The following is a 17,623-nucleotide window of genomic DNA, read 5'->3' on the forward strand; positions in this document are numbered from 1 at the left end:
GCGGGCTGGATCAGCGCTGGAGGAGAACCCGCGCGCGGGTCAGGTCGGCGGGAGTATCGACACCCAGCGGAACCGCGTCAACGACGGCCACGTCGATTCGCATGCCCGCGGCCAAGGCGCGCAGCTGCTCCAGCTTCTCCTGCCGTTCCAGATACGAGGGGGGCAGCGCCACGAATCGGGCGAGGGCCTCGCGCCGGTAGGCGTACAGGCCGATGTGGTGCAGCAGGGCTCCCTCTCCCGCCGGCGCCGTGGCGCGGGTGAAGTACAGCGCCCGGCCGCGTGGCGCGCCGGGCGCGCGCTCGACCACCGCCTTGACCACGTTGGGATTGCCGCGCTCGCTGGCGTCCTCGATCTCGACCGCCAGGGTGCCGATATCGACCTCGGGACTGTCGAGCAGCGCGTGGGCCGCCCGGATCGTCTCCGGCGCGATTGTCGGCAGGTCGCCCTGGACGTTGACGACGGCGTCGAACTTTCCTTCCGGATCGAAGGTCTGGAGCGCCTCGAAGATCCTGTCGGAGCCGGAGGGATGGTCCGGCTTGGTCAGCACGGCCTGACCCCCGGCCTTGGTGACCGCGTCGGCGATCTCGGCCTCGGCGCAGGCGACCAGGACGGGGCCGATGCCAGCCTCCATCGCCCTGCGCCAGACATGGACGATCATCGGTTCGCCATGGATGTCGGCCAGCGGCTTGCCCGGCAGGCGGGTCGACGCCATGCGCGCGGGCACCACCACCACCGGATTGACCACGGCGGAATTACTCGGTGCCGAATTGTTGGATGCGTGATTGCTTGCCATGCTGGCCATCTGCGACATTTGGGTTATAGCTGTGCGTGCGACATTTCGTCCCGAGGGTCAAGCGTCATAGCGGCTGACCCCCGCGCCCTGGGACCCTATGTTGCGGACAACGAAACAACAAGCCGCTGCGCGTGACAGCAGACGGTCCGGCCGCTATCCTGCGGTGATTACGAGGGAATTGGGGACTCGCGGCATGTCGAGCATGGAATTCAACAAGTTGTCCGGCGCCATCCTGTTGGGTGGCCTGATCGCGATGATGACCGGCTTCATCGCTGAGGTGCTGGTCGAACCGGAGCATCTGGAGCAGAACGCCTACGTGGTGGACACCAGCGCCATCGCATCCGCGGCGCCCGCCGCCGCCGAGGGGCCGGCCGAGCCGCCGCCGATCGCCCCGCTGCTGGCGTCGGCCGATCCGGCCGCGGGTGAGCGGGTCTCGAAGGCCTGCGCCTCCTGCCACTCGTTCGAGAAGGGAGGCGCCGCCAAGGTCGGTCCCAACCTGTGGGGTGTCGTCGATGGCCCGCATGGACACATGGAAGGCTTCGCGTATAGCAGCGCCATCAAGGAAATGCCGGGCAACTGGGATTATGAGGCTCTCAACCACTTCCTGCTGAACCCGAAGGGCTACGCTCCCGGCACCAAGATGAACTTCGCGGGCGTCAAGAAGGACCAGGACCGCGCCAACCTGATCGCCTGGCTCCGCGCCCAGGCCGACAATCCGGCGCCGCTGCCTCAGTAACGATGGCGTCAACGGATGCGCCGGTGCCGTGACCGGCGTGCCCACCCCCCACAACATCCGACTGGGTGACCCGACGACATGACGGCTTCAAGCCAATCCGATCAAACGGTCACCGTATCGGATGACGTGATCGACCTCGCGTGCCGGTTGGCCGACGCGGCGGGCACCGTGATCCGCCGCTACTACCGAACGCCCTTCTCGGTCGACGACAAGCCCGACAACTCTCCCGTTACCATCGCCGACCGCGAGGCGGAGACGGCGATCCGTTCCATTCTGGCAGCCGAGCGGCCGGATGACGGAGTCGTGGGGGAGGAACACGGGACGACCAACCCGGATGCCGACTGGACCTGGGTGATCGATCCGATCGACGGCACCAAGTCGTTCATCACCGGCCGGCCGGTCTTCGGCACGCTTGTCGCCTTGCTCCACAAGGGCGTTCCCGTCCTGGGCGTGATTGACCAGCCGATCGTCGGTGACCGCTGGATCGGTGTGGCGGGGCGCCAGACCACGTTGAACGGCAAGCCGATCAGTGTCCGGCCATGCCCGACGATCGGTCGGGCCACGCTCAATACGACCTCGCCGGACCTGTTCGGCCAGCATGACTTCACCGCGTTCCGCAGGGTCGCCGACGAGGTCAAGCTGACGATGTATGGCGGCGACTGCTACGCCTATGGCCTGCTGGCGGCGGGCTTCGTCGATCTGGTGATCGAGGCGGGCTTGAAGCTCTACGACTACGCGGCGCTGGTGCCGGTGGTCCAGGGGGCCGGCGGCATCATGACGGACTGGGCGGGATTGCCCCTCAACCGCGACTCCGATGGCAGGGTGATCGCGGCGGGCGATGTCGGCGGGTACACCGAGGCGTTGCGGCGCCTCGGCGTCATGCCGATAGGTTGATATCCTGGGCGCGATTTCGCTTTCCCCTGCCCATGGGCCATCTCCATCTGATAAGAGTCGAGTCCGCGCAGCCGCATGAGGCGGTTGCGCCGCTCCCTTACCCTCGCGCTTAAGACCAGGGAATGTTCGCCATGCTGATCCCTAAACCAGCCCAGTCAGCTTATGAGAACGCCGACACCGACATCCGCGAGATGCTCGATCGGATGATCGCCGAACTTCAGGCCACCCCCTCCTGGGAGCAGCGCAGTACCCAATTCCTCGAGATTATCGACGCGCTGGAACTGGCGTTCGAAGGTGATGAGGATGGCGACGACGAGTTCGATGACGAAGCCGACGAACTCGATGACGACGATCTCGACGACGATGACGATCTTGACGCCGACGATGACGAATACGTCGAGGGGCAATCCGCCGCCGGCGGCACCGTCAACGGGTGGCATGGCGGACCCGGTGTCCCGGCCAACGACGATGGCGACGACGCCGAGGTCGTGGTGGTGGAGGACTTCGCCGATGTCCTGCCGTTCTATGTCGGTGCCGTGCTGGAGCGGCTTGGCGAGACCCGGATCGACCGGGCGGAACAAGCCGCGTTCTACCTGCTCTCCTGCCACCCCGAGCACACCGAGGCGGCGCAGTCCTGGCTCGAGAAGGTCGGGAACATGAAGCGCTTCCAGAAGTTCGTGGACGACACGCCCGATTACGAGGCGATCCTGGAGATGATGGACGAGCGCTACGGCGAGGAGAGCGACGACGACGATCTGGACGACGACGAGGACGAATGAGGCCGCTCCTCGTCGCCTCGACGCTGATCGCCCTGCTGATCCCGCTCGTTTCGCCCTCCGCGTCCCGGGCGGAGAACTCCGCGCTTGGGGCGGAGGGGGGTGTCACGACGACACATGCGCTGGCCGAGTTCAGCGCGCCGAAATACGCTTCCAGCTTCACGCATTTCGACTACGTCGATCCCAGGGCGCCCAAGGGAGGTGCCGTGGTCACGGCGGAGCCCGGCGGTTTCGACAGCCTCAATCCGATCATCCTGCGTGGGCAGGTGCCCCGGGGCATCGGCCTGATCGGCGACAGCCTATTCACGGGTTCCGGCGACGAGTTGGACGTGGTCTATGGCCTGCTGGCCGAGACGGCGGAGTATCCCGCCGATAAAAGCTGGGTCGTGTTCAACCTGCGCCCCACGGCTCGCTTCCACGATGGGCATCCGGTGACGGCGGCCGACTTCGTGTTCGGCTGGAAGGCGATCGAGGCGCATGGCCGCCCTTTCCTCAAGAGCTTCCTGGAGGCGGTCGAAACGGTCGAGGCGCTGGACGAGCACCGGCTCAAGGTCTCGTTCAAGACGCGGAACGAGATGAAGCCTCTGATCCGGGCCGCCAGCATCCTGACGCCCGAGCCCGAGCATTGGTGGACGGCGGAGAAGCGCGACATTTCCAAGACCACCCTGGAGCCGCCACTGACCAGCGGTCCCTACCGCGTCAAGGCGGTCGATCCCGGCCGGTCGATCACTTATGAGCGGGTCGCGGACTACTGGGGCCGGGACCTGCCGGTCAATGTCGGGCAGAACAACTTCGACGTCATCCGGACCGACTTCTACCGCGACGACGATGTGATGTTCGAGGCGTTCAAGGGCGGCGCCTATGATTTCCGGCAGGAGAACAGGGCGCAGCGCTGGACGTCCGGATACGACATTCCCCAGGTCAAGGATGGCAGGATCGAGAAGCGGGCGATCGCCAACGAGCGGCCGTTCGGCGCCCAGGGCATCCGGTTCAACATGCGCCGGCCGCAATTCGCCGACGCGCGGGTCAGGCTGGCGCTGGCCTATCTCTATGATTTCGAATGGCTTCAGAAGAACATCCTGTACGGCCAGTACCGGCGGGTCAGGAGCAACTTCCCGAACAGCGATTTCGGAGCCAGCGGTCCGCCCAGCCCGGCCGAGTTGGCGATCCTGGAGAAGTACCGGGGCCGCGTGCCGCAGGAGGTCTTCACCAGCGCCTATGAGCCGCCGAGCACCGACGGATCCGGCAACAACCGCGACAACTTTCGGAAGGCCATGGCGCTGTTCCGCGAGGCCGGCTACCAGACCCGCGACAACAAACTGGTCAATGCCAAGTCCGGCCAGCAACTGCGGATCGAGTTCCTGGACGACAGCCAGGCGATGGTCAGGGTGATGCAGCCCTATGTCACCGCCCTCCAGCGCGCCGGGATCGACGCCACCATCAGGATCGTCGACAGCGCCCAGAACCAGGCGCGGGTCGACGAATTCGATTTCGACGCCGTCACGGTGTTCTTCAACTTCTTCCCGCCGCCCGGCACCGAGCAGCGCAGCTATTTCGGCTCGGCGGCGGCGGATGTGAAGGGGTCGGCCAACTACGCAGGCATCAAGGATCCTGTGGTGGACGCGCTGATCGAGGAGATCATCGCGGCGAAGGACCTGGAGACGCTCCAGACGACATCGCGGGCGCTGGACCGGGTGCTGTTGTGGAACCACACCATGATTCCCCAATGGTACAACGATCAGACCTGGGTCGCGTACTGGACCAAGTTCGGCTGGCCGGAGCGGAAACCGCGTTACGATACCGGATTCCCGGCCACTTGGTGGTCCAAGGACGCGGCGCCCTAGATTGCTGGTGAACCAACCGTTTCGCCTTGATTAAACCCGATTCGCCTGCGAACACGTCGACCAGCGGACACGCGGGAGAAATGAGGACCGGATGAAGAGATTGTTCGCCGCCATATGCCTGGGTGCCCTGACGCTGGGCGGGATTTCCCCCTCGCTGGCGCAAGCGCCGGATCAGAAGATCACCAAGACCTGGGCCATGGCCGAGTTCGGCGAACCTCTCCATCGTGAGGACATGCCGCATTGGCCCTACGCCAATCCGGACGCGCCCAAGGGCGGTTCGGTCGTGCTTGGCGCCTATGGCGGCTACGACAGTCTCAACACCTATATCCTTCGCGGCCAGGCGCCGGCCGGTATCGGCTTGATCAGCGACGGCCTGATGACGGGGTCGGGAGACGAGCTTTCGTCCGCTTATGGCCTGATCGCCGCCAGCGCCGAGTACCCCGAGGACAAGAGCTGGGTGATCTTCAACCTGCGGCCCGAGGCGCGCTGGCAGGACGGCCAGCCGATCACCGCGGACGACTTCAAGTTCGCCTTCGACACCATCAAGGAGCATGGGCGGCCGTTCCTCCAGAGCTTCTACGAGGATGTCACCGGCGTCGAGGTGCTCGACCCCCAACGGTTGAAGTTCTCGTTCAAGACGCGGAACAGCATGAAGCCGCTGCTGACGGTCGCCTCCAGCTCACCGCTGCCGCGCCACTGGTGGACGGCGGAGGGTCGCGACATCACGAAGACGACGCTGGAGCCGATCCTGGGCAGCGGCGCTTATCGGATCAAGGCGGTCGATCCCGGGCGATCGATCACCTACGAGCGGGTGGCGGACTACTGGGCGGCCGATCTCCAGGTCAACAAGGGCCTGAACAACATCGACCAGATCCGCTACGACTACTATCTGGACGACACGGTGCTGATCGAGGCCTTCATGTCCGGCCGGGTCGATTTCCGGCAGGAGAACCGGGCGCAGCGCTGGAACCAGAGCTATGACATCCCGGCCGTCAAGGACGGCTCGATGATCAAGCGCGCGGTGCCCGACCAGACGCCGCGCGGCACCCAGGGATACATCTTCAACCTGCGCCGGCCGCAGTTCCAGGATGTCCGGGTCCGCGAGGCGATCAACCTTCTCTATGATTTCGAGGCGATCCAGCGCACCCTGCTGTTCGGCGAGTACAGGCAGGTCAAGAGTTGGTTCCCCAATTCGGAATTCGGCGCCAGCGGCCCGCCCGATCAGGCGGAATTGGCCATCCTGGAGAAGTACAAGGACAAGGTGCGGCCGGAGGTCATGACCAAGGCCTACGAGCCGCCGCTGACCGACGGGTCCGGCAATATCCGGTCTAACCTGCGGGAAGCCCTGCGCCTGTTCAAGGAGGCGGGTTGGGAACTGAGGAACAACCGGCTGGTCAATTCCGCCGGCGAGCAGATGCGGATGGAGATGCTGCTGGTCAGCCCGTCGCTGGTGCGGGTGACCGAACCCTTCGTCCAGAACGCAAAGCGGGCTGGCATCGACGCCAGCATCCGCGTCGTCGACACCTCGCAGTACCAAGTCCGGATCGACGATTTCGACTACGACCTGCTGTCGGTCGCCCTGAACTTCTTCCCGCCGCCGGGTGCCGAGCAACGCAGCTATTTCGGCTCGGCCGCCGCCGGGCTGCGAGGCTCGGCCAATCTGGCGGGCATCAAGGACCCGGTGGCCGATGGGCTGATCGAGGAGTTGATCGCCGCCAAGGACCTCGACACGCTGGCCACGACCAACCGGGCGCTGGACCGGGTGCTGTCGTGGGGCTGGTACCAGATCCCGCAATGGTACAATGACGAGACGTGGCTGGTGTACTGGAACAAGTTCGGCCATCCGGAGACGCAGGCGAAATACACCATCGGCTTTCCCACCACGTGGTGGGTCGATACCGGCAAGCAGGCGTCCGCCCGGAAACCCGGCTGACGCGACCGACCATCATAGGAGCCGAGGATGCTGGCCTACATCGTCCGCCGCTTGCTGCTGATCATCCCGACGCTGTTCGGCATCATGGTGATCAACTTCCTGATCGTGCAGGCGGCCCCCGGCGGCCCGATCGAGCAGGTGCTGGCCCAACTCCAGGGGACGGGCGTCGACGCCACGGCGCGGATCGGCGGCACATCGGGTGGTGGCGACCTGCCGGCGCAGGCCCAGCAGACGGGCGGCGACAGCCAGGTGACCGGACGCTACCGAGGGGCGCAAGGGCTCGACCCGGAATTCATCAAGCAGCTTGAGAAACAGTTCGGCTTCGACAAGCCGCTGCACGAGCGCTTCCTCCAGATGATGGGCAGCTATCTGCGGTTCGATTTCGGCACCAGCTATTTCCGCGACCAGCGGGTGGTCGATCTGGTGATCGATAAGCTGCCGGTATCGATCTCGCTGGGGCTTTGGACCACGCTGATCACCTATCTGATCTCCATCCCGCTGGGCATCCGCAAGGCGGTGCGGGATGGCTCCAAGTTCGACATCTGGACCAGCGGCGTCGTCATCGTCGGCTACGCCATCCCCAGCTTCCTGTTCGCCGTGCTGTTGATCGTGCTGTTCGCCGGCGGGCGGTATCTGGACTGGTTCCCCCTGCGCGGGCTGACCAGCGAGAACTGGTCGTCGCTGCCGTGGTGGGGGCAGGTGCTGGATTATTTCTGGCACATCACCCTGCCGGTGGTGGCGCTGGTGATCGGTGGCTTCGCCGGGTTGACCATGCTGACCAAGAACAGCTTCATGGAGGAGGTCAACAAGCAGTACGTCATCACCGCGCGGGCCAAGGGGCTTGGCGAGGGACGGGTGCTGTACGGCCATATCTTCCGCAACGCCATGCTGATCGTCATCGCGGGGTTTCCCGGCGCCTTCATCGGCATCCTGTTCACCGGGTCGCTGCTGATCGAGGTGATCTTCTCGCTGGACGGGCTGGGACTGCTGGGATTCGAGGCGGCGATCAACCGGGACTACCCGGTGATGTTCGCGACGCTCTACATCTTCACGCTGCTGGGGCTGCTGATGAACCTGATCGGCGATCTCACCTATGTCGCGGTCGATCCCCGGATCGACTTCGAGGCGCGGAGGACCTGATCCGATGGCCGAGATGACCGCCCCGACACCCTCCCAACCGGTCGCCCATCCGCCCGAGGACCGTTTCCTCGGCATGCGGGTGACGCCGATCACCCGGCGTCGGCTGCACAACTTCCGGGCCAACCGGCGCGGGTTCTGGTCGCTGTGGATCTTCCTGATCCTGTTCGTCCTCAGCCTGTTCGCCGAGTTCATCGCCAACGACAAGCCTCTGCTGGTCCGCTACGACGGGGCGTTCTACGCGCCGGTGCTCACGGTATATCCGGAAACCACGTTCGGCGGCGAGTTCGAGACCCAGGCCGATTACCGCGATCCCTTCGTCCAGGACCTGATCAACGAGAAAGGCTGGATGATCTGGCCGGTGATCCGGTACTCGTACCGGACGATCAACTACGACCTGAAGGTGCCTGCGCCGGCGCCGCCCTCGTTCGAGAACTGGCTCGGGACCGACGACCAGGGGCGCGACGTGGTGGCGCGGCTGATCTATGGCTTCCGCATCTCGATCCTGTTCGGGCTGACACTGACGATCCTGTCGTCGATCATCGGCATCGCGGCGGGGGCGGTGCAGGGCTATTTCGGCGGCACGACCGATTTGCTGTTCCAACGTTTCATCGAGATCTGGTCGGGACTGCCGACGCTCTACCTGCTGATCATCCTGGCGAGCGTGGTGGAGCCGAACTTCTGGTGGCTGCTGGGGCTGCTGCTGCTGTTCAGCTGGATGAGCTTGGTCGGCGTGGTGCGGGCGGAATTCCTGCGCGCGCGCAACTTCGATTACGTCCGGGCGGCGCGGGCGTTGGGTGCCGGCGACACGCTGATCATGGTCAAGCACGTGCTGCCCAACGCCATGGTTGCGACCCTGACCTTCATGCCGTTCATCCTGAACGGTTCGATCACCACGCTGACGGCGCTGGACTTCCTCGGCTTCGGCCTGCCGCCGGGCTCGCCGTCGCTGGGCGAGTTGCTGGCGCAGGGCAAGGCCAACCTCCAGGCCCCATGGCTGGGGCTGACGGCGTTCTTCACGCTCGCGATCATGCTGAGCCTGCTGATCTTCATCGGCGAGGCGGTGCGCGACGCCTTCGATCCGCGCAAGTCGGTCGGGCCACTGCCCCGCAAGGGGCTGGCTGGTAAGCCAGCGGCTACCGTGGTGGACAAGAAGGCGGCGGCCGAATGAAGGCGGCCGGAACGAACCAGCGAGGGACATCACCATGACCGATCTGCTTTCCGTCCGCGATCTGGCGGTCGATTTCCGGCTGTCGGGCGGCGAGGTCCACGCGGTCCGGGGGGTGTCGTTCGACATCAAGGCGGGCGAGACCCTGGCGCTGGTCGGCGAGTCCGGCTCCGGCAAATCGGTGACGGCGCTGTCGATTCTCCAGTTATTGCCGTATCCCGTGGCGGCTCATCCGACCGGCAGCATCAAGTTCAAGGGCACCGAACTGGTGGGCGCGGAGGAGAAGACGCTGCGGAACGTGCGCGGCGACCGCATCGCCATGATCTTCCAGGAGCCGATGACCTCGCTGAACCCGCTCCACTCGATCGAGAAGCAGATCAACGAGACGCTGTTCCTGCACAAGGGGCTGACCCGCTCCGCCGCCCGCCGCCGAACGCTGGAACTGCTGCGGCTGGTCGGGCTGCCGGAAGCGGAGAAGCGCCTGGCGGCGTTTCCCCATGAGCTGTCCGGCGGCCAGCGCCAACGCGTCATGATCGCGATGGCGCTGGCCAACGAGCCCGACCTGCTGATCGCCGACGAGCCGACCACGGCCCTGGACGTGACCATCCAGGCGCAGATCCTGGAACTGTTGAAGGACCTCCAGCGCCGCTTCAACATGGCCTTGCTGCTGATCACCCACGATCTCGGCATCGTCCGCAAGATGGCCGACAATGTCTGCGTCATGAACCAGGGCGAGATCGTCGAGAAGGGCACCAGCGCGGACTTGTTCGCGGGTCCCCGCCATCCCTATACCCAGCGGCTGCTGGCGGCCGAGCCCAAGGGCAACCCGGCGCCGCCGCCGGCCGACGCCGCCGACGTGATGACGGCGCGTGACATCAAGGTATGGTTTCCGATCAAGAAGGGCCTGCTGCGCCGGACCGTCGACCATGTCCGCGCGGTCGATGGCATCAGCGTCACGGTGCGGGAGGGGCATACCGTCGGCGTCGTCGGCGAGTCCGGTTCGGGCAAGACGACGCTGGGGCTGGCGCTGCTGCGCCTGCACGCCAGCGAAGGCGCCATCCGCTATGACGGCAAGGACATCCAGGGCTGGCAGTCGAAACAGATGCGGCCACTGCGCCGGGAGATGCAGGTGGTCTTCCAGGACCCCTATGGCAGCCTCAGCCCCCGCCTGTCGGTCGGGCAGATCATCGAGGAGGGGCTGAAGATCCACGGTATCGGCAGCGCCCGGGAACGCGAGGCGATGATCGCCCAGTCGCTGGAGGAGGTCGGGCTCGATCCCGGCAGCCGAAACCGCTATCCGCACGAGTTCTCGGGCGGTCAGCGCCAGCGCGTCGCCATCGCCCGCGCCATGGTGCTGAAGCCGCGCTTCGTCGTGCTGGACGAGCCGACCTCCGCGCTGGACATGTCGGTCCAGGCGCAGATCGTCGACCTGCTGCGGGACTTGCAGGTGAAGCACAACCTGGCCTATCTCTTCATCAGCCACGATCTGAAAGTGGTAAGGGCACTCTCCAACGAGGTGATCGTGATGAAGGATGGCAAGGTGGTCGAATCCGGTCCGACGCGTCAGATCTTCGAGGCTCCCCAGCAAGAATACACCCGCGCCCTGATCGCCGCGGCGCTGAACCTCGTCGCGGTCAAAACCTCCGAAGTGCGGATGTGAGCGGGATTGTCGGAGCCGGCGAGGTCCGGTTCGCGGGTTTCTGGATCAGGGTCGCGGCCGCCCTGGTCGATGGATTCGTGCTGGGATTGGTGACCGCCTTCATAGCCATCGTCGTGGTCTTCGCGTTGGTGGCGGCCGGGATGGACGAGGGAGTGGTCGGGACCCTCAGCCAAATCCTGACCACGGTGGCGGGGATCGCCTACTACGTCGGGTTCCATTCGTCGCGGGCCCAGGCCACGCCGGGCAAGCGGGTGCTCGGCATCCACGTCATGACGCGGGACGGTGGCAGGCTCACTCCCATGCGGGCGTTCGGGCGATATTGCGCGCTGATCCTGTCGGCCATTCCCGTCGGGCTCGGCTATGTGATGGCGGGACTGACGCGGGAGAAGACGGCGCTGCACGACCTGGTCTGCTCGACCCGGGTGGTTCACGGCGCCGCCGTCGGAAACCCCGCGGAATTATCACCTACTTAACGGTCTCGTTGGATAATGGGGGTGCGTAACCACCCACCTGCAGGCTGAGTGCGAGCATCTCTCCCCGATGTCCCATCCGGCCACCGGCCACAGCGCCGCCCATATCGCCGAGTTGAAGAGGCGGCTGAACTCCCATCGCAAATGGGTGCTCGGCGCGCGGGGAGGCATGCAGGCCGACCTCAGCTTCCACGACATGTCGCGGCTACCCCTGCCGGGCGTGGTGCTGCGCAACGCCAAGCTGATCGGGACATCCTTCGCCGGCAGCAACCTGTCGAGGGCCGACCTCAAAGCCACCGTGCTGATGATGGCGGAGTTCGAGGGCGCGGACCTCAGCCAAGCCGACCTGCTGGGCGCGGACCTGCGCGGCGCCTGCTTCAATGGCGCCAATCTGGCGGAGGCCAACCTCGCTGGCGCCGACCTGCGGACGGGATCCTTGGGTGCCGTCAGCACGAAGAACCAGCCCAGCCCCGGCGCCGCGATCACGCGGCAGACCAAGCTGGTCGACGCCAACCTTAACCGGGCGATCCTGGTCGGCTCAAATCTGGGCAACTGCGATCTGACCGGGGCGGAACTGGTCGACGCCGACCTGTCGGGGGCGGACCTGACCGGCGCGATCCTGGTCTCGACCGACCTATCCGGCGCCACGCTGCGGAACACGACACTGACCGGCGCCGTCCTGTCGGGGACGGTGCTCGATGCCGACGGGATCGCGCTCATGGCGGAACTTGGCATCAACCCGGACGGCAATCTGGAGCCTTTGGGCGAACGCCTGTTCGAATTATTGGCCCACCATCAGGATTGGCTGGATAGCGAGGGGCGGGCGGGACAGCGCCTGGAACTCGACCTCGTCGATTTGAGCGAGGCGCCGCTGGCGGAGGTCGATCTATCCGCCGCCAAGATCCAGCGCTGCGATCTACGGAACGCCAATCTGGCGGGGTCGAACCTGATGATGGCGGATCTCAGCCACAGCAATCTGAGTGGAGCGGACCTGAGCGGCGCCAATCTGTCAGGCTGCGCCATGCGGCGGGTCAACCTGACGGGAGCCAGCCTGAGGGACAGCATCCTGCTCGGCGTCCCGTTGGGCGATATCGACCGCCCCTGGCCGACCAATCTGCAATATGCCCGGCTGAACGGTTGTGATCTCCGCTGCCGCGCCGCCGCCGGCGTGATCCTGCGCCACGCCGACCTGACCGGAGCCCGGGTCAACATGGCCCTGATGAACGGCAGCGACACCAGCGGCGCCAAGCTGCCGACCACCCGCGTCTGACCGTGGCGTCCGACGGCGGCTGGGTCAGTTCGTCCTGGGTTCGGCGAAGACGTCTTCCAGGGTGGCGGCGTCGAGGATGTTCTCCGCCCAGGTGTTCAGCTGATCGTCGGAGGCGGTGACGACCTTCCGCGAAGCCGACTCGGGAATGGAGCCGAAGCGGCGGCGGAGCTGGCGCGTCAGGATATCCGCCTTGCCTTTGGCCTGCCCCTTGGTCACCCCTATCTCGATGCCCTCGGCCTTCCATTCCGCCTTGTAGGCGTCCAACGCTGCGCCCATGACCTTCGTCTCCTGATTCGGGGTGACCTCGCGCAGCATGTCGCGGACCATGGCCACGTCGGTCTCGTCGCCCTCGACCATAATGTAGCGGACCATCGCCACCAAGTCACCAAAGCCGAGGCCGGCGGCGATGCGGCCCAGCTTGAGCAGGATCTCGCGCGGGTCGCCATCGCGGGAGCCGTGCTTGAGGATCAGAAGGCCGATCCGAAGCACCTCCTCGCGCGACAGGCGGCCGTCGTCGATCCGGCCGAGATCGACCAACGAGTAGGGGAAGTCCAGCAGGTACGGGCGTAGCGTCTCGTCCGCAAGGCCATAGCTGGCGGCGAAGTCCAGCGGTATCCGCCACTCCGCCTCGCTATGGTAGACGATCAGCGGCAGGATCGGCGGCAGTGGTCGGAGCCTTCCCATGGCGTCGCGGCGCTCCCGCTGGTCCCAGTCGCGCCAGATCCCGGTCTGGTAGCCCAGGAGCTGGAGGCTGGGGCGATGCGGTGGCGTCGACTTGTGCTCGATCAGGACATAGATGAAGGCGGCTCCGCCGTCGACCAGGGTGACGCGGTAGAGCCGGTCGGTCCTGTGCTCGCGCAGCGCCTCGTCGATGAAGGTGCCGTTGACCAGTCGGGATCGCCAGGCGCCAGGCAGGCGGCGACGGCGACCGGCAGGCGTTCACGGATCAGGGCACCCGCGGCGCTCGGCTGCTCCAGCAGGCGCTTGAAGAACTGGTCGTGACGCTGGATCAGACGGGGCTTGGTGGACATGCGAGAGTAGTCGCACGAAGTTCCAATACCACCAAGCTGAACCACTGGTACGGCACCTGCGTCAAATTCGGCTATCGGCTGAGCACTGGCCGTTCAACCGCCGCACCCCTAGGCTTGCCGCGCCGCGAAAGCTGTGCGAGGACTGCGGCTCCTGATTTCGTCGTAGTCGAAGGGTCTTGGTCGATGGCTATCCTGTTCCTGTCCCCATCCGATGATCCGGCTGAATGGCTGCCGGAGTTGCGCCAGCAGATATCGGGACGGGATATCAGGGTCTGGCCCGACGCTGGTGACCTCGCCGAGATCGACTATGCCCTGGTATGGAAACCGCCGGCCGGCGTGCTGAACCGGCTTCCCAACCTCAAGGTGATCTTCTCGCTGGGGGCGGGGGTCGATGGTGTGCTGTGCGATCCCGAACTGCCGGATAAGCCGCTAGTCCGCATGGTCGAGCCGGGCCTGACCGAGGGCATGACCGAGTATGTCACCCTCCAGGTTCTCCATTGGCATCGCCAGATGGACGCGTACCGGGTCCAGCAGGAGAAGCGGGAGTGGCGACAACTGAGCCAGAAACTCGCGCGAGAGCGCCGCGTCGGGGTGCTCGGCCTGGGCGTGCTTGGTGCCGATGCCGCGCGCGTCCTGAGGGAGTTGCGCTTCGACGTCGCCGGCTGGAGCCGGTCGCCCAAGGAGTTGGAGGGCATCGCCTGCTTCCACGGGTCCGCCGGATTGGCGGAATTCCTGGGTCGCACCGAGATCCTGGTCTGCCTGCTGCCGCTGACTCCCGAGACCACCGGCATCCTCAACTGGGAGACGCTGGCGGCGCTGCCGCGCGGAGCCTGCGTCATCAACGCGGCGCGCGGCGGACACGTGGACGAGGCCGATCTGCTGGCGGAGTTGGACAGCGGCCATATCGCGGGCGCCAGCCTGGATGTCTTCGCCCAGGAACCGCTCGACCCCGAACACCCGTTTTGGAGCCATCCGCGCGTGATCGTGACGCCCCATGTGGCATCCGTCACCCACGCGCGGACCTCGGTCGGTCATATCGCCGCCCAGATCAACCGGTTCGAGGCCGGGTTGCCGCTCGAGGATGTGGTCGACCGGCGGCGCGGCTATTGATCCCGGAGTTTCCCCGGGTCACCCTGATGCTCACAGCCGCCGGACGCCGGTGACCCTGGCGCCGCGGCCGACCACCTCGGCCAGCGGTTCCTCCGTCACCATCATGTGGAAGGCGTTGGCGTGGATCAGGTTTTCCGGTCCCGTCATGATGCCGACATGGCCGGGGAAGAACACGAGATCGCCGGATTCCAAGGCCGCTCCCTCCGCGAGCGGCTGGCCCAGCCCAGCCGCCTGCTGGTCGCTGTCGCGGGGCGCCGGAACGCCGGCCGCCGCGAGCGCGATCTGTACGAGTCCGGAACAATCGAGCCCCAAGCTGGTTTTGCCGCCCCAAAGATAGGGCACGCCCATCAGGCGCCGAGCGGTCGCGACATAATCCGGCTGTGTCACCGCCAATTCGGCCACATGCTTGGCGAAGACCCAGCCGCCCTGGGCCAGTTCGATGAACCCATCACGCTCACCGACGGCCGCGACTTGGCTGGTCAGGCTCAGCACGTCGAGCGGCGGGGTCTTGAGATCGGGTTCCGGAAACAGGAAGGTTCGGACCGCCGCCACGTGATGGGTCGGTTCCGGCGTCTCCTCCCACAGCGTGTCGAGCCTGAGATAGCCGACATAGCCGTCGGTGGCGAGTTGGCCCCAAACCCAGCCCTCGTGCTCCTCGTAGAGGGTGATGGTCTCGCCGAACAGGGCCTGCGTCGTCTGGCGCGCCGCGAAATCGGGGGTGGCCTTGACCGTCGCGAAGCCGGCGCGGATCTGACAGGGCACCCCTTCTATGAAGTGTTCGGCCTCGACGACGCCTTCCAGGTACGCCGCCGCGAGATCGGAGCGATAGGGGTTAGTCCGCGGATCCGGCGAGGGCGTGCTCATGGGCGTGCTCCACCTTCGAAGGCTCCACCGTCACGGGGTCCCGGACGACAGGCTCCGCGATGGCAAGAGGCGATGGCGTGTCGTGACCATCGCCCAGCGTCACCTGTTGCGACTGCAAGACCAAATGGGCAAATTCGGTCAGGAAGACCGACCCCTTGACCGTGCGCTGGACCAGCACGTTCCGCCGATCGGTCTCGTCCCGCTTGCGCCGGATGAAGCCCAGACGGCCAAGCCGGTCCAGGGCCCTGCTGATGGCGGGCTTGGAGATGTTCAGGGTGGCGGCCAGGCCCCGCACGGTATGGGGGGGCGGCGTCAGGTAGACGGTCAACAGCAACGCCAATTGCCGCGATGACAGGTCGGGACCCGCCTGCCGCACATTCGTTACGAGGACGTTGCGCCAGAGGTCGAGGGCTTGAAGCTTCTGAGGCATGCGCCAACTCCCGATACCGTACCCGCGCGGACTGGGTCACAACCGAGAGAGTGCCGAAACGAACCGAATTGGGCAAGTATTTAGCGGTTTTTGGCATAACGGCCTTCCAAATAAGTGTAGACCGCGCGCATGCCCAAGGCTTCACCACCTTCCGGACGGCCCGGCCGCGACGACGGATTCCAGGCCATGACGTCCAGGTGCGCCCAGGGGATCGTTTTATCGACGAAACGCTCCAGGAAAAGCGCCGCCACGATCGCCCCGGCGAACGGCCCGCTCCCGACATTATTCAGGTCCGCGACCTTGCTCTCCAGCATCTTGGCGTAGGGTTGGTACAGGGGCAGCCGCCACATTGGGTCGCCTTCGGACAAGCCGGACTTCAGCAACCCCTCGGCGAGGGCGTCGTCGTTGCAGAACAGCGCGGGAAGCTCGGCGCCAAGCGCGACTCGGGCGGCCCCGGTCAGCGTCGCGAAATCGATGATCACCTCCGGCTTGTCGGTGACCGCCTCGGCCAGCGCGTCGCACAGGACCAGACGGCCCTCGGCGTCGGTGTTGCCGACCTCGACGCTCAGGCCCTTCCGTGTCGCCAGCACGTCGAGCGGCCGGAAGGCGTCGCCGGAGACCGAGTTCTCGACGGCCGGGATCAGAACGCGCAGGCGGACCGGAAGTTCGGCCATCATGATCATGCGGGCGACGCCCAGCGCGTGGGCCGCCCCGCCCATGTCCTTCTTCATCAGCAGCATGCCGTTGGAGGGCTTGAGGTCCAGGCCGCCGGTGTCGAAGCAGACGCCCTTGCCGATCAGGGTCACGCGCGGGTTGGACTTGTCGCCCCAATTCACGTCTATCAGGCGCGGTTCCCGCGGGCTGGCCCGGCCGACCGCGTGGATGGCCGGCCAGTTCTTCTTGAGCAGGTCATCGCCAACCGTCACCTTGACCTTGGCCTTGAACTCCTCCCCCAGCGCCCGTGCGGCGTCCGCCAGTTCGGCCGGTCCCATGTCCGAGGCGGGGGTGTTGATCAGATCCCGTACCAGCGAGGTCGCGGTCGCCGTGCGCTCCACCGCGTCCCGGTCGGCGCCTTCGGGCCATGCCAGGGTGGCGAAGCTCTTGTCCTTCTTCGACTTGTAGCGGGTGAAGGCGTAGCAGCCGAGCGCCCAGCCCAGGGCCGCCTTGGTGGCGGTCTCCGGGGCGAGGCCAGCGTCGATGTGATAGGCGCCGGCGGGTAGGGTCGCGGGCAGCGCGCCATAGGCCCAGAGGTCGGCGTCGGCATCCACGCCGACCAGCACGCGCGCCAGGGTGCCGCCATCGCCCGGCAACAGCGCCGTCTTGCCGGGCTCGGCCTTGAAGCCGGTACCGGCGACCCAGGCGCGGATGGTTGCCGGTTGGTCGGCGAGCCAGCCTTCCAGGCCGTCCTTGGTCACGGGGGTGAGCGGTATCGAGTCGGTTCCGGCCTTGGGGCGCAGGTGGGTCAGCAAGTGGCTGTTCCTTGATCGCGAACGCGGGTATGAGGAAA

17 protein-coding genes are annotated in these 17,623 nt (G+C 66.0%); 11 read left to right on the forward strand and 6 right to left on the reverse strand.

Translation table 11 applies throughout. The features are described from left to right. Positions 1-10 precede the first annotated feature (10 nt). Positions 11-793, reverse strand: coding sequence for a 3-deoxy-manno-octulosonate cytidylyltransferase (locus N825_RS18180; protein ID WP_051512565.1), 783 nt, complete (start codon positions 791-793; stop codon positions 11-13). A gap of 193 nt (positions 794-986) precedes the next feature. Between N825_RS18180 and N825_RS18185 the strand changes: the two genes are divergently transcribed. From N825_RS18185 to N825_RS18230, 10 genes are all read left to right on the forward strand, one after another. After that, complete coding sequence (locus N825_RS18185; protein ID WP_037455031.1) at positions 987-1,529, forward strand: c-type cytochrome; 543 nt, start codon at positions 987-989, stop codon at positions 1,527-1,529. Positions 1,530-1,607: 78 nt separating this feature from the next. Next, on the forward strand, positions 1,608-2,423 hold the full coding sequence (hisN, locus tag N825_RS18190; RefSeq protein WP_051512536.1) for a histidinol-phosphatase: 816 nt from the start codon (positions 1,608-1,610) through the stop codon (positions 2,421-2,423). Between the two features lie 131 nt (positions 2,424-2,554). Beyond that, the gene (locus N825_RS38990; protein ID WP_157619358.1) at positions 2,555-3,202 is read left to right on the forward strand and encodes a hypothetical protein; all 648 of its coding nucleotides are present in this window, start codon (positions 2,555-2,557) and stop codon (positions 3,200-3,202) included. Beyond that, complete coding sequence (locus N825_RS18200; RefSeq protein WP_051512538.1) at positions 3,199-5,043, forward strand: extracellular solute-binding protein; 1,845 nt, start codon at positions 3,199-3,201, stop codon at positions 5,041-5,043. The genes N825_RS38990 and N825_RS18200 overlap by 4 nt, the downstream gene beginning before the upstream one ends. Positions 5,044-5,134: 91 nt before the next feature. Beyond that, positions 5,135-6,976: an extracellular solute-binding protein gene (locus tag N825_RS18205; RefSeq protein ID WP_037455034.1), complete on the forward strand. Its 1,842-nt coding sequence runs from the start codon at positions 5,135-5,137 to the stop codon at positions 6,974-6,976. A 27-nt stretch (positions 6,977-7,003) separates the two neighbouring features. Next, the gene (locus N825_RS18210; protein ID WP_037455036.1) at positions 7,004-8,116 is read left to right on the forward strand and encodes a microcin C ABC transporter permease YejB; all 1,113 of its coding nucleotides are present in this window, start codon (positions 7,004-7,006) and stop codon (positions 8,114-8,116) included. A gap of 73 nt (positions 8,117-8,189) precedes the next feature. After that, positions 8,190-9,284: an ABC transporter permease gene (locus N825_RS18215; RefSeq protein ID WP_037455272.1), complete on the forward strand. Its 1,095-nt coding sequence runs from the start codon at positions 8,190-8,192 to the stop codon at positions 9,282-9,284. A 34-nt stretch (positions 9,285-9,318) separates the two neighbouring features. Further along, positions 9,319-10,941 (forward strand): ABC transporter ATP-binding protein, encoded by a 1,623-nt coding sequence (locus N825_RS18220; RefSeq protein WP_037455038.1) that lies wholly within the window; start codon positions 9,319-9,321, stop codon positions 10,939-10,941. Further along, positions 10,938-11,414, forward strand: a complete 477-nt coding sequence (locus tag N825_RS18225; RefSeq protein ID WP_051512539.1) for an RDD family protein — start codon at positions 10,938-10,940, stop codon at positions 11,412-11,414. The genes N825_RS18220 and N825_RS18225 overlap by 4 nt, the downstream gene beginning before the upstream one ends. Positions 11,415-11,481: 67 nt before the next feature. After that, positions 11,482-12,681: a pentapeptide repeat-containing protein gene (locus tag N825_RS18230; RefSeq protein ID WP_037455041.1), complete on the forward strand. Its 1,200-nt coding sequence runs from the start codon at positions 11,482-11,484 to the stop codon at positions 12,679-12,681. Positions 12,682-12,705: 24 nt separating this feature from the next. Here the strand turns inward: N825_RS18230 and N825_RS18235 are convergent, their stop codons facing one another. After that, positions 12,706-13,572: an Rpn family recombination-promoting nuclease/putative transposase gene (locus N825_RS18235; RefSeq protein WP_342666029.1), complete on the reverse strand. Its 867-nt coding sequence runs from the start codon at positions 13,570-13,572 to the stop codon at positions 12,706-12,708. Then, positions 13,467-13,712: a hypothetical protein gene (locus tag N825_RS38995; protein WP_157619360.1), complete on the reverse strand. Its 246-nt coding sequence runs from the start codon at positions 13,710-13,712 to the stop codon at positions 13,467-13,469. Before N825_RS38995 ends, N825_RS18235 begins: the two co-directional genes overlap by 106 nt. A gap of 183 nt (positions 13,713-13,895) precedes the next feature. Here N825_RS38995 and N825_RS18245 point away from each other — a divergent pair, with 183 nt between their 5' ends. Then, positions 13,896-14,822: a 2-hydroxyacid dehydrogenase gene (locus N825_RS18245; protein ID WP_037455052.1), complete on the forward strand. Its 927-nt coding sequence runs from the start codon at positions 13,896-13,898 to the stop codon at positions 14,820-14,822. A gap of 30 nt (positions 14,823-14,852) precedes the next feature. On the opposite strand, the gene N825_RS18250 is transcribed toward N825_RS18245, so the two are convergent. From N825_RS18250 to N825_RS18260, 3 genes are all read right to left on the reverse strand, one after another. After that, on the reverse strand, positions 14,853-15,686 hold the full coding sequence (locus N825_RS18250; protein ID WP_037455056.1) for a C40 family peptidase: 834 nt from the start codon (positions 15,684-15,686) through the stop codon (positions 14,853-14,855). Next, positions 15,655-16,116: a MarR family transcriptional regulator gene (locus N825_RS18255; protein WP_084164851.1), complete on the reverse strand. Its 462-nt coding sequence runs from the start codon at positions 16,114-16,116 to the stop codon at positions 15,655-15,657. The genes N825_RS18250 and N825_RS18255 overlap by 32 nt, the downstream gene beginning before the upstream one ends. An 80-nt stretch (positions 16,117-16,196) precedes the next feature. After that, complete coding sequence (locus N825_RS18260) at positions 16,197-17,585, reverse strand: leucyl aminopeptidase family protein (RefSeq protein ID WP_037455060.1); 1,389 nt, start codon at positions 17,583-17,585, stop codon at positions 16,197-16,199. Between the last annotated feature and the right edge of the window lie 38 nt (positions 17,586-17,623).

The sequence above is a fragment of the Skermanella stibiiresistens SB22 genome (assembly GCF_000576635.1).
Taxonomy (GTDB): domain Bacteria; phylum Pseudomonadota; class Alphaproteobacteria; order Azospirillales; family Azospirillaceae; genus Skermanella; species Skermanella stibiiresistens.